The organism is Streptomyces sp. NPDC048639, assembly GCF_043199075.1.
Classification (GTDB): Bacteria; Actinomycetota; Actinomycetes; order Streptomycetales; family Streptomycetaceae; genus Streptomyces.
This window is the reverse complement of sequence record NZ_JBICVP010000002.1, coordinates 444024-456500: the sequence shown is the minus strand read 5'-3', so window position 1 is coordinate 456500 and position 12477 is coordinate 444024. Positions and strand designations below refer to the sequence as shown.

The following is a 12477-nucleotide window of genomic DNA, read 5'->3' as shown; positions in this document are numbered from 1 at the left end:
GCCGACGTCCGCATCAACCCGCTCCCACACGAAGGAAGAACAACCCCATGCTGCGCATCGCCGTCCCCAACAAGGGTTCCTTGTCCGACCCTGCGTCGGCGATGCTCCATGAGGCGGGGTACAAGCAGCGCAAGGACCGTCGCGAACTGGTCCTGGTCGACGCCGAGAACGAGGTGGAGTTCTTCTTCCTCCGCCCCCGCGACATCGCCGTCTACGTCGGCTCCGGCCGGCTCGACATCGGCATCACCGGCCGCGACCTGCTGCTGGACTCCGGCGCCGACGCGGAGGAGATCATGCAGCTCGGCTTCGCCGGCTCCACCTTCCGCTACGCGACCCGGCCCGGCACCGCGAAGGACGTGAAGGACTTCGGCGGCATGACCGTCGCGACCTCCTTCGCCGGCCTGGTCACCCGCCACCTCGCCGACAACGGCGTCGAAGCCTCGGTCGTCCGCCTGGACGGCGCGGTGGAGACCGCCATCCAGCTCGGTGTCGCCGAGATCATCGCCGATGTCGTCGAGACCGGCACGACGCTGCGCAACGCCGGCCTCGACATCATCGGCGAGCCGATCCTGAAGTCCGAGGCCGTCGTCATCCGGCGTACCGGCGAGGGCGTCGAGGACCCCAAGATCCAGCAGTTCCTCCGGCGCATGCAGGGCGTCCTGGTGGCCAGGCGCTACGTGATGATGGACTACGACATCCGCGTGGAGCACGTCGAGCGGGCCGTCGCGCTCACCCCCGGCCTGGAGTCGCCCACGGTCTCCCCGCTGCACCACGAGGGCTGGGTCGCCGTCCGCTCGATGGTCCCGTCCCGGGACGCCCAGCGGATCATGGACGAGCTCTACGACCTGGGCGCCCGCGCCATCCTCACCACCGGCATCCACGCCTGCCGCCTCTGATCCGGCCCCACCCGCCCACCCCTCCGAGATCCGGCCGAAACGTGACCACGCCCGTGCCCCAGTCCGAGTCCCCCGCCCTCCCCGAACTGCCCGTCACCTTCCGGCCGACGCGCACCCGGGTCGTCCTGCTGACCGTCGGCGCCGCGCTCCTGGCCGTCCTCGTGGTGATCGCTGTGCTGCTGCCGGCGCTGAGCCCGGGGGAGCGGCTGAGCTTCGTCTTCACCGGACTGCTGTTCTTCCTGGTCCTGCTGCTGCTCAGCCGGCCCAAGGTGGTGGCCGACTCCGGAGGCGTCACCGTCGTCAATCTCACGACCCGGCGCCGCCTGGAATGGGCGGAGGTGCTCCGGGTGAACCTCCGGCCCGGCGACCCCTGGGTCCTTCTCGACCTGGCCGACGGCACGAGCCTGGCCGCGATGGGCATCCAGCCGGGCATCGCCAGGGACCAGGCGGTGCGCGACGCCCGTACGCTGCGTGCCCTTGCGGAGGCGTACGGTACGGGGGAGTCCACGGTGTGAGACAGGAACACCCGCCGACCGGCACCAGCCTCGGCAGGGTGTCTTCGCAGACTTTTTCTCAATGATTACTCTTGTCGCGGCGGCGCGCTGTGCGCCGTCGCCCCGTACCGCGGAGCCCGCGCACCACCCGTGCCCGCTGGGGCACCTGCTCATCGAGGAGTGACCCCTCCAGCAATGGACGGATCGTCCTGTAGTACCTGCGCCGCCCCCTCCCACGAGGCGGCGGCATCATGACCACCTCCCTGCTCCTGCTCGGCGCGGCCCTGCTGCTGATCCTGGCCAACGGGTTCTTCGTGGCCGCCGAGTTCGGGCTCGTCACCGTCGAGCGCCCCGAGGCCGAGCGGGCAGCCGCCGACGGTGACCGCCGCGCTCGTACCGTGGTCAACGCCTTGCGCGAGCTGTCCTTCCAGCTCTCCGGCACCCAGCTCGGCATCACCATCACCTCCCTGGTGGTCGGCATGCTCGCCGAGCCCGCACTGGCCCACCTGCTGGCCGGGCCCTTCGCGGCCACCGGGCTGCCCGAGGGCGCGGTCCCCGGTGTGGCCGTGGTCGTCGGCATGCTCGCCGCGTCCGCCGTCCAGATGGTGATCGGCGAACTGGTGCCGAAGAACTGGGCGGTCTCGCGGCCGTTCCAGGTGGCCCGGTTCGTCGCCGGCCCGCAGCACGCCTTCTCCCGCTTCTTCCGCCCGGTCATCGCGCTGCTCAACACGGTCGCGAACCGCCTGGTGCGGGCGATGGGCGTGGAGCCAACCGAGGAGCTGGCCTCCGCTCGTACGCCCGACGAACTGGTCTCCCTCGCCCGCCACTCCGCGCGGGCGGGTGCCCTGGAGGAGGACACCGCCGACCTGTTCGTGCGCACCCTCTCCCTGGGCGAGCTGACCGCCCAGCACGTGATGACGCCGCGGGTGCGGGTCAGCGCCCTGCAAGCCACCGCGACCGCCGAGGACGTCCTGAACCTCACCCGCGCCACCGGCCTGTCCCGCTTCCCGGTCTACCGGGACCGGCTCGACGAGGTCGTGGGCATGGTCCACCTCAAGGACGCGCTCGCCGTGCCCGCGAACGAGCGGCTCCGCACGCCCGTGGGCCGGGTCGCCGTACCGCCGCTGCTGGTCCCGGAGACCGTGCCCGTCCAGCCGCTGCTGGAGCAGCTGCGCAGTGAGCAGCCGATAGCCGTGGTCGTCGACGAGTACGGCGGCACGGCGGGGGTCGTGACCCTGGAGGACATCGTCGAGGAGCTCGTCGGCGAGGTGCGCGACGAGCACGACGGCGACGATCTGCCGGAGCTGGCCGCCGCCCTCCCGGAGGACGGACGCCCCGCCTGGGAAGCCGACGGCGGCTGCCGCGTCGACACCCTCCGACGCATCGGACTGGAGGCCCCCGAGGGGCCGTACGAGACGGTGGCCGGCCTGGTCGCCGATCTTCTCGGCCGCATCCCCGCGCCGGGCGACACCGCCGACCTGCCCGGCTGGCGGCTGCGGGTGCGGATGGTGGACCACCACCGCGCCGCGCGAGTCCGGATCGTCCGGCTGGACGGTACGAGGACCCGGCAGGACGGCAGCGCCGGACCGCACGACGGCGCGAAGGCGCAGGACACCGCGGAGAGCCCGCGCGACGGCGTCAAGGCGCTGCTGCTGGGGGGCACGGCGGAGCGGAAGGCCCGGCGGGACAGGACGAAGGCGGCGGCCCTGTGAGCGCACTCCAACTCCTCTTCGCCCTACTCCTGGTCCTGGGCAACGGCTTCTTCGTGGGCGCCGAGTTCGCCCTCGTCTCCGTGCGGCGCAGCCAGATCGAGCCGCTCGCGGCCGAGGGCTCCGCCCGCGCCCGTACCGTTCTCCAGGGTCTGGAGAACCTGCCGCAGATGATGGCGGCCGCACAGTTCGGCATCACCATCTGCTCGCTGACGCTCGGCGCGGTCGCCGAGCCCACCGTCGCGCACCTGCTGGAGCCGCTCTTCCATGCCGCGCACGTGCCCGACGGGCTCATCCATCCGCTCGGATACGCGATCGCGCTCGCCGTCGTGGTCTTCCTTCATCTCGTCGTCGGCGAGATGGTGCCGAAGAACCTCGCCATGGCGGCCCCGGAGAAGACCGCGATGTGGCTCGGGCCCGCGCTGGTCGGATTCGCGCGGCTCTGCCGCCCCGTGACCGCCTTCTTCGGTGCGTGCGCCACGCTCGTACTGAAGCTGTTCCGGGTCGAGCCCAAGGATGAGCTGGAGGCCGCGTTCACCAGCGAGCAGCTGCACCATCTGCTGGAGGACTCACGCCAGGCGGGCCTGCTCGAACCCGGTGAGCAGGAGCGTCTCGCCGACGCCCTGGAGCTGGGCAGCCGCCCCGTCACCGAGGTCCTGCTCGACCGGGCCGGGCTCGTCACCGTCGACCCGACCGTGACGCCGCACGAGGTCGAGGAGCTGACGGTGCGCACCGGCTACTCCCGCTTCCCCGTGGTCGCCGCCGGTGCCTTCATGGGCTATCTGCATGTGAAGGACGTCCTGGACCTGGAGGAAACGGACCGGGCCGTGCCCCAGCAGGTGTGGCGGCCGATGACCACACTGCGGGCGGAACTCCCGCTCGACGACGCGCTCACCGTCATGCGCCGGGCGGCCAGCCACCTCGCGCAGGTGGCGGACTCCTCCGGCCGGGTGCTGGGGCTCGTCGCCCTGGAGGACGTGCTGGAGATGCTGGTCGGCGAGGTCCGCGACCCCGCACACCGCGGGGTGGCGGTACGCCAGCGGCAGCCCGCGGGCGTACCCGTGGCGCAGACCAAGCCGCCCACCGAGCGGTCGCCGGTGGCCGCCGCACAGTAGAAGACCCGGCCCGGCCGCCGCACAGGCGGCCAGGCCGGTCACATCAGCGGATCCTGCGGGCCGCGGTCCCGGGGGCCGCGGCCCGACAGGACTTCGCCGTACGCCTGCATCAGGTCCGGCAGCCGCAGCGTCGCCAGGTCGTCCCGGCTGGGCGCGCCGCTGTAGCCGGACAGCCGCAGGTCGCGGTACGCGCAGCTCTTCTCGTAGAGCGTGCGCAGAAAGCGGCCGTTGCCCAGTTCGTCGATCCAGCCCTGGTCCACGACGTGCCCGCTGACGCTGCGCAGCTCCTCGACCGCCTCCTCGTCCCAGCAGTCGCCGTTGTCCGCCGCCAGCACCTCGCCGATCTTCGTCAGTTCCAGCGGGCGGTAGCTGGGGAAGTCGACCCGGGTGGTGAAACGGGAGCTGAGGCCGGGGTTGGTGGCCAGCAGCCGGTCCATCCCCTCCGGATAGCCCGCCAGGATGACCACCAGCCGGTCGCGGTTGTCCTCGGCCCGCTTCAGCAGCACCTGGAGGGCCTCGTCGCCGTACGCGTCGCCCTTGCTGTAGCCGGTGTTCGACAGGCTGTACGCCTCGTCGACGAACAGCACACCGCCGAGCGCCGAGTCGATCAGCTCGTTGGCCTTCACCGCGGTCTGCCCCAGGAACTCACCGACCAGATCGGCGCGCTGCGCCTCGACCAGGTGGTCGCCGCCCAGCAGCCCGAGCGCGTAGAACACCCGGCCGAGGATCCGGGCCACCGTCGTCTTGCCCGTCCCGGAGGGGCCCGAGAACACGAAGTGGCGCTTCGGCGGCTGTACGGGCAGGCCCTGCGCCGCTCGCAGCCGCGCCATCCGGAGCTGCGCGGACAGTGCCCGCACCTGCCGCTTCACCGGTTCGAGGCCCACCATCCGCTCCAGCTCCGCGAGCGCCTGGTGGAGCAGGACGGCGTCGGCCGGCCCCGACGGCAGCGTCGGCTGCGAGGGCTGCACCGGGAAGACGGCCTTCTCCCGTACGGAGCCGTCCGCGTCCACCGGGGCCGTGCCGGGCACCGGTTCGTCGGGGTCCGACGGGACGGTGGGCAGATCCCGGCCGTCGCCCGGCCCGTCGGAGGAGAGGAGGTCCGGGTCGGCCGTGGCGTCGAGCGCGTCCTGGCCTATCCCGGCGATGGAGACGGCGGCAAGGCCCGCCTCGTCGAGGCCGTCGCCCTCGGAGATCGCGGCCAGCCGTGCCGCCGTGTCCATGAAGGCCGGATCGACGCGGTGGACGGCGCGGTAGAGCGGGAGCGCCGCGGCGCTGCGGCCGGTGCCCTCGTGCGCGCGGGCGAGCCAGTACCGCAGCTCCTTGCGCTGCGGCTGCTCGCTGCGGCAGCGCATCAGGGCGGCCGACAGCAGCGGTTCGGCCTGCCCGTACATCTCCAGCCGCACCCGCGCCATGCCGCCGAACAGGCCCGCCTCGATGCCCAGCATCGGGTCGTCGAGCAGCGGCTCGGTGTGGCGTACGAGCTGCTCCCAGTCCTTGACGAGATACGCGCGGCAGGCGTGCAGGAAGCGCACCTGCGGATCGGTGTCCACGGGCGGGCATCCGGCCAGGGCGCGGTCCAGCTCCGGCACGTGCCGGCCGTCCAGCCAGTGCGAGGCATGCGCCAGCAGAAGATCGCGAGGGCTCTCCAGGACGGGCTGGACCCACCAGCCCAGCCAGTACCAGGAGTTGAGCGCCCGGCGGTGGCGGGCGCGCTGCTCGCCGAAACGGTCGCGGTGGCGGTTCATCCGCAGGAGGGCGGTCGTGGTGTCGACGCGCAGCGCATGCAGTCCGAGCCATCCGTCCGCCATGCCGGGGTCGATCCGGACCGCGGTCCTGAACTCCTCCTCGGCCTGCGCGTAGGCGCCCATGGTGTAGGCGTCGACGGCCCGAACCCAGGCGAGATCGGCGGGGGCGTCCGAGCCCTGCGAGCCGATGTCCATCACGTCCCCCACAAACCGTGCCCCCGTGGTGTGCCGCCGGGCCTCTGCCGGGCGGCGGCCTGCTGCCGAACCGCCGCGCTGTGGACGGGAGTTGCACTCCCGGAACGCATCGTACCTGCGCTGTCGCCGGTCGCCGAGGTGCGCCGCGCGACGATCGTCGAACCGGACTCTATCCGGTCGGGCCGTGGGGCGATACGGGCCTGTGCAGACCGCTCGTGACCGAGCGTGAGTGAGTCGCCGCGCGGCGCGCCTGAATTGGGGGATCCTGTGCGGATCCTGGAAACCGCGTCCGGGCAGAACGAAGCCCCCGATCACGGGGGAACAACCGGGGGCTTCGCGTTTGCGGGCGGTCGTCGCAGACCGCACATTGAGAACGTAAGACCTGTACGGCCGCCAGGTCAAGCCGAGTTGAGTCTCTCGCGCGGTGTCCCGGACACCTGTCCGGAAGGCGCTGTACGGGAGTTGCTCACTCTGCGTGAAGGGTTGGGCTGTTCACGCGGTCGCAGCAGGACCCGGGAGTATCACGTATCCCTCGTTCCCCTGTCGCACCAGGAAATCGGCGTGCGGGCGCGAGGGGTCGGTGGCGAAATGGTTCCGCTCGGCGTCGGTCCAGGCGTCCCAGAATCCGGTGAGGCCGGGACCGTCGCGCCGGCGCCCCCGCTCCCACGCGAGGTCCTCCGGCACCTCCAGCCACAGCAGACAAGCGAGGTGCGGCCGCAGAGCGCGGCGGCCGCTCCCGACGCCCTCGACGAGGACGATCGGCGCGGTCGGCAGGTCCTTGCGGCGGGAGAAGCTGCGCCGTACCCAGTCGTAGGTGGCGTAGCGGGCGGTGCGGCCCCGGGAGAGCGGGGTGAGGACCTGGTCGCGGAACCGGCCGGTCCAGGTGAACATCTCGTCGTGCGTGGCCAGGTCGTCCAGGTGCAGCACGGGTGCGCCGCCGGTGGCCGCGGACAGATGCCGGGCGAGGGTGCTCTTTCCGGAGCCCGCGTGCCCGTCGACCGCGACGAGCCGCACCGGACCGCACGACGGCTCCAGCGCCCGCAGCCTGCGCGCGAGCCCGTCGAGCCCGTCGAGCCCGGCGGGGCGGGCCGGGGGCGGCGGCTGAGCGGGTACGGGATGCGGACGGTCCACGCGCCCAACCCTACGGTCCGCGCCACGGGCGCCGATGCGAGCCTCCGGTGCGGACCGGGTGCCGCGCGCCCCTGGTCACGCCAGTGGTCTCGACCAATATTGATGTATTGACACCCGGAGAGTCTCTGGCAGAAGCACCGGTGGACCGGAGATAGTTGAGCATCTGTCGTGCACCTGTCCCACTTGATGACGACTGGGGGACCTTCCGTCATGACCAGACCCACCCCACGGCGCACCCTGCTGGCCGCCGCTCTGGCCGCCGCAGCGGCGGGCACCGTGTCCGGGTCGTCGGCGCACGCCGCCCCGACGGCCGCATCCGGCTCCCCGACGGACTCCGGTCCCGGGGGTTCCGGAGCCGCCCGAACTCCTCGACCGGGAAAGGGCGTCGCTCGCGTGGACTACCACGGCTGGAGCACGTACACCGACTGGCGCTGCGGCACCGCCCGCGGCACCCGCGCCGAGGCCGGCCCCCGTCCCGGCCTCGTCATCGGAACCCCGGCCGGCCGCAAGGACTACACCGACCCGCACACCGGCAAGAAGAGCACCTGGGAGTACGCCACCTGGACCGCCCCGGTCCATGAGCCCGAGGTGCCCGCGAGCGAACTGATCGCCTCCTGGAACGCCCGCACCCCCGCCGGTACCTGGCTGCAGGTCGAACTGCTCGGCACCTACACCGACGGAAAGAAGACCCCGACCTATGTGCTCGGCCGCTGGGCGGCGGGCGACGGCGACATCAAGCGCACCTCCGTCGACGACCAGACCGACGGGAAGAGCACCGTGTGGACCGACACCTTCTCGATGGACGACACGGCGAAGCCGCTGCGCCTGGCCTCGTACCGGCTGCGGCTGACCCTCCACCGGAAGCCGGGCACCGATCTGACGCCCATGGTCTGGCGCCTGGGCGCGATGGCCTCCGATGTCCCGGACCGCTTCGAGGTGCCCGCCTCGAAGCCGGGGGAGGGCGCCGGACGCGAGCTGAAGGTCCCGCGCTACTCGCAGAACATCCACAAGGGGCAGTACCCGGAGTACGACAACGGCGGTGAGGCCTGGTGCAGCCCGACCTCCTCCCAGATGATCGTGGAGTACTGGGGCCGGAAGCCCACCAAGGGAGATCTGGCCTGGGTCAACCCGGACTACGCCGACCCGCAGGTCTGCCACGCGGCCCGCTACACGTACGACTACCAGTACGAGGGCTGCGGGAACTGGCCGTTCAACGCCGCCTACGCCTCGACGTACAAGGACATGCAGGGCGTCATCACCCGGCTCGGGTCCCTCGGCGACCTCGAGAAGCTGATCGCCGCCGGAATCCCGGTGATAACGTCCCAGTCCTTCATCGAGTCCGAACTCGACGGCGCGGGCTACGGCACAGCGGGCCATCTGATGTGCGTTGTCGGCTTCACGAAGAACGGTGACGTCGTCGCGAACGACCCGGCGAGCGACAGCAATGCCGAGGTCCGCAACGTCTACAAGCGGCGGCAGTTCGAGAACATCTGGCTCCGCACCAAGCGCAAGGACGCGGAGGGCAAGGTCAAGAGCGGTACGGGAGGCGTCGCCTACCTCTACTGGCCCGCCAAGCCCACCCCGCGGCAGGCCCGCGTGCTGCGGGAGCTGGGCATCAACTGAGCATGTGAGCCCCGAGGTTGTGTCATCGACCTGGCGGCACCGCTCGCTGCGTCGAGAGCGAGATGACCGTAGCGGCCCACCGTGACCTTGATGGGGGTATGGCCCGTCCGGCGGAAAACCGTGTGGATGGGCCATACCGCACAAGGTCACGGTGGCCCATTTGTGCCCTGGGGGCACCGGGGCTGCTGCTTGGTGATCACCTCTTGGCCATGCCGGCGGCGGAAGATCGGGAGGGGAGCCGGGAGTGTGTGATCGGTGATCTCTCCCGACGACTCTCGGACCGGGGTTACGAGCCCCGTTGATGTGCTCCGCATGCCGGGCGGCGTACGGGACTCTGCCGGCGGCGCCTCAACAGCCAACGATGCTCGTGGCATGGACTCTTGGTGCGTGCGCGTCCGCCTCGGCCGGGTTGCGCCCGGCCGAGGCGAACGCGGGCTTGCCGGTTACCGGTAGTCGGAACCGATGTTGCGGGAGGTGTCGACGGCCCGGCACTGGGCCGTCGAGCTTCCGCCGGAGGCGGTCAGGGTGAGGTTGTTGGGGCTGCCGCAGTTGTTGCTCTGGCGGCCTTGCTGCGCGGTGTTCTGCTGGAACATGTCGAGGGTGCTGCTGCCTCCGGCAGCATCGGCGCCCCCGCCGATCTCCGTCGTGCCCACGCTCGCCGAGCGGTCATGCGTCCCGCAGTCCACCTTGCCCCGGGCCCCGGTCAAGGTGATTTCGCCGCCGTTCTGGTTGGCGCAGGCGTTGTTCTGACGGCCTTCCTGGGCGATGTTCTGCTGGTTGGCGTCTACTGCGGAGGAGCCGCCTTCGACGCTGGCCCCGCCACCGATCTCCTTGGTGCCCCAATTCTTGGAGTGGTCCGCTGTCTTGCAACGTTGCTGCACACTGCCACCAGTCAGGGTGAGTGTGACCTCATCCGCCCCGTTGGTGTTGGCGCAGGCGTTGTTCTGACGGCCTTCCTGCGCGATGTTCTGCTGGTTGAGGTCCTCTGCGGCGGAGCCGCCTTCGACGCTGGCTCCGCGCTGCTTGACCAGAACATGCTTGTTGCGGGAGCTGTCCTTGTTGGCACACTCAGTGGTCGCCCGGCCACCGGTCACCTCGGCGGGGTCATCGGGAAAGATGACGTTGGCGCAGGCGTTGTTCTGCCGCCCTTCCTGCGCGATGCCTTGCTGGAACTCAGCGCCGTCGCCGCCCTCGACGTCGGCCCCGCCTCCCTTGACCAGGACCTCCTTGTTTCGGGAGTTGTCCTTGTTGACGCAGTCACTGTCCACTTGACCGCCGGTCGGCTGGGGGGCGAAGAAGACGGAACTGGCGCAGGTGTTGTTCTGGCGGCCTTCCTGGGCGATGTTCTGCTGTTCGAAGCCGACGCCGCTGCCGCCTGCGGCGTGCGCGCCGCCGCCCTTGACCAGAACATGCTTGTTGCCGGACCTGTCCGCGTTGCCGCAACGACTGGTCTCGCGACCGCCAGTCACATCGAAGTCACCGTCGTTGCTGATGGCGCAGGCGTTGTTCTGCCGGCCTTCCTGGGCGATGTTCTGCTGGAACGGCCCCTCGGTGCCGGAGGCGCCCTCGGCGCTGGCGCCGCCGCTCTTGACCAGGGCCCCCTTGTTACGGGAAAGGTCCTTGTTGGCGCACTCGCTGGCCACCCGGCCGCCGTCCACGGCGACGGTGAAGCTGATGGAGTCGGAGCAGGCGTTGTTCTGTCGGCCCCGCTGAGCGACATTCTGCTGATCCAGGTCGGTGGTGCTGGAACCGCCCTCGGCTTGCGCACCTTTGTAGTCCACGCGAGAGAACTTGTTGAAGGAGCGGTCACCGTTCGTGCAGCGTCCGGTCAATCTCCCCGACGTCAGTTCAATTCTTCCCGTGGTGGTCCTCACATCGCAGGCGCTGTTCTGTCGGCCCTCCTGGGCGATGTTCTGCTGGTTCAGGGAACCGTCCAGCGCGGAACCGCCGGTGGCGGTTGCGCCATTCGGGCCGTCTGCGAAGGCGACACCGCCAACGAAAGACGTAAGACTGCCCATCGTCATGGCCACCACCGTAGCCACTGCAAGTCTGCGCACTACGCCACTCCTCGTTCGGCTGGAACATTGGGTAACGCACTCAACGAGACCCAAAGACCCACGTCACGCGATAGATAGCCCGAAGCCACGTATGGTCCAGTGGCGATGGACCGCCTTGAATTTGCAGTGCTCGGGACTGACGTGAGGCGGGGGCTGTCCGGTCGGAGGTGTGACGGTCCGGATAAGCCGGTTCGTTCTTTGACGAAAAGCCTGCGCTGTGCCGTCACTTCTCGGGCCCGCTGCAGCTGAACAATGGCGGTGAAGAGGACCCATGAGAAGTCGCCATCCCTTGGCGGCTTCTGTTTGGCATATTCCGGCGCCCTTGGAATGTAGTGGCTGGTATACGCATTGAGCCTTGCAGGGCAACCCGTAACGTTCTGTACTCCCTGGCGTCGCGCACAGTGCGCTGAGAATGGACAGCCCTTCTGATGAAGCGCGTACACGGTGGGGATCTTCGGCCGGAATGCCTCTTCGGATGCCGTCCCGAGCCGCCCATCGTGAGACGTCCTGGTTCCTGCCTCTTTCGGCAACCGGGACGCTGCGCCGGGGCAGCTGCCGAGCCGGCTGAGCGACTGCGGCTCCCCCTTTCGGCCTGAGTCCATGGGCGACTCACCTGAGTCGATGCGGCTGCCATCAGTCAGGCAGCAGCCTGGTCCCTCAGGGTGAGAGCGCGTCAGGAGGTGCGAAAGCCACCGTTGCTGTAGAACAGTTGGCCATTGATCCACGCACCGGCGTCCGACATGAGGAACGACACCAGGTCGGCGGTGTCGGAGGGAGTGCCGAGTCGCCCGGCGGGAGTCCGGGCGATTCCGCTCTCGCGGATCTCGGGGGTCATCCAGCCAGTGTCGATCGGGCCGGGATTGATGACGTTCGCGCGAATACCTCGAGACCCCAGCTCGACGGCTGCTGCGATGACAATGCGGTCCCATGCTCCCTTGCTCGCCCCGTACGGCAGGTTGTGTGCGGTGTGATCGCTGGTCAGCGCCATGATGCGACCCGTGACTTCAGCGTTCGCCGATTCCGGGGGGAAGCACTCGGCGAAGGCTTTGATCAGCAGCCAGGTTGCGCGAGCGTTCACCGCGAAGTGTCGCTCCCAGCTGTCGAGGGTCGTCGACGGGATCGAACTGTTCACCGACTCGCAATGCGACATGACCAGACCGCGCAGGTCGCCACGCGACGTCGCCTCCGCGACGAGACGGCCGGGCGCGTCGACGGCGGCCAGGTCTGCCTCGACGAGATCGACACGGCGGCCGAGCCGACGGCACTCCGTGGCGACCTCCTGGGGGTCTTGCGCTCCGCGCTCATAGGCCAGCCGTTCGTGAAAGGGCGTCCAGTAGTTGATCACGAGGTCCCAGCCGTCCCTCGGCCAGACCAACCGCGATTCCCGCGCCGATGGAACGTCGCCGCCCAACGCCGGTCAGCAGTACGGTTCCGCGTTGATCAGCTGTCATCGAGTCTCCCTGCGTGACGTGGTTCAGCCAGCCGCCGGACAACCCCATCAGAGCCGCGGGA

The 12477-nt window shown here is 70.1% G+C and carries 9 protein-coding genes; 5 read left to right on the top strand and 4 right to left on the bottom strand.

Annotated features, from left to right (window positions below; translation table 11 throughout):
• The first annotated feature begins 47 nt into the window (after positions 1-47).
• From hisG to ACGFNH_RS06370, 4 genes are all read left to right on the top strand, one after another.
• Positions 48-896, top strand: coding sequence for an ATP phosphoribosyltransferase (hisG, locus tag ACGFNH_RS06385; protein WP_393651882.1), 849 nt, complete (start codon positions 48-50; stop codon positions 894-896).
• Positions 897-937: 41 nt separating this feature from the next.
• Entirely contained in the window at positions 938-1411 is a 474-nt protein-coding gene (locus tag ACGFNH_RS06380; RefSeq protein WP_393651881.1) for a PH domain-containing protein, read from the top strand.
• Between the two features lie 230 nt (positions 1412-1641).
• Positions 1642-3102 (top strand): hemolysin family protein, encoded by a 1461-nt coding sequence (locus ACGFNH_RS06375; protein ID WP_393651880.1) that lies wholly within the window; start codon positions 1642-1644, stop codon positions 3100-3102.
• Entirely contained in the window at positions 3099-4214 is a 1116-nt protein-coding gene (locus tag ACGFNH_RS06370) for a hemolysin family protein (RefSeq protein WP_393651879.1), read from the top strand. The genes ACGFNH_RS06375 and ACGFNH_RS06370 overlap by 4 nt, the downstream gene beginning before the upstream one ends.
• A 38-nt stretch (positions 4215-4252) precedes the next feature.
• Here the strand turns inward: ACGFNH_RS06370 and ACGFNH_RS06365 are convergent, their stop codons facing one another.
• Together ACGFNH_RS06365 and ACGFNH_RS06360 are read right to left on the bottom strand one after the other, a co-directional pair.
• Positions 4253-6154 carry an AAA family ATPase gene (locus ACGFNH_RS06365; RefSeq protein WP_393652228.1) on the bottom strand — a complete coding sequence of 634 codons (1902 nt, stop codon included), beginning with the start codon at positions 6152-6154 and terminating at the stop codon, positions 4253-4255.
• Positions 6155-6646: 492 nt separating this feature from the next.
• Positions 6647-7198: a uridine kinase gene (locus tag ACGFNH_RS06360; RefSeq protein ID WP_393652227.1), complete on the bottom strand. Its 552-nt coding sequence runs from the start codon at positions 7196-7198 to the stop codon at positions 6647-6649.
• Between the two features lie 297 nt (positions 7199-7495).
• Here ACGFNH_RS06360 and ACGFNH_RS06355 point away from each other — a divergent pair, with 297 nt between their 5' ends.
• Entirely contained in the window at positions 7496-8908 is a 1413-nt protein-coding gene (locus ACGFNH_RS06355) for a peptidase C39 family protein (protein WP_393651878.1), read from the top strand.
• Positions 8909-9351: 443 nt separating this feature from the next.
• Here ACGFNH_RS06355 and ACGFNH_RS06350 read toward each other — a convergent pair whose 3' ends face one another.
• Positions 9352-10965: a hypothetical protein gene (locus ACGFNH_RS06350; RefSeq protein ID WP_393651877.1), complete on the bottom strand. Its 1614-nt coding sequence runs from the start codon at positions 10963-10965 to the stop codon at positions 9352-9354.
• Positions 10966-11638: 673 nt separating this feature from the next.
• Entirely contained in the window at positions 11639-12310 is a 672-nt protein-coding gene (locus tag ACGFNH_RS06345; RefSeq protein ID WP_393651876.1) for an SDR family oxidoreductase, read from the bottom strand.
• Positions 12311-12477: the final 167 nt, after the last annotated feature.

Excerpts from the sequence above, each read along its gene's own strand:
- hisG (WP_393651882.1), top strand. The coding sequence starts at position 48 with ATGCTGCGCATCGCCGTCCCCAACAAGGGTTCCTTGTCCGACCCTGCG.
- ACGFNH_RS06375 (WP_393651880.1), top strand. The coding sequence starts at position 1,642 with ATGACCACCTCCCTGCTCCTGCTCGGCGCGGCCCTGCTGCTGATCCTG.
- ACGFNH_RS06365 (WP_393652228.1), bottom strand. The coding sequence starts at position 6,154 with ATGGACATCGGCTCGCAGGGCTCGGACGCCCCCGCCGATCTCGCCTGG.
- ACGFNH_RS06355 (WP_393651878.1), top strand. The coding sequence starts at position 7,496 with ATGACCAGACCCACCCCACGGCGCACCCTGCTGGCCGCCGCTCTGGCC.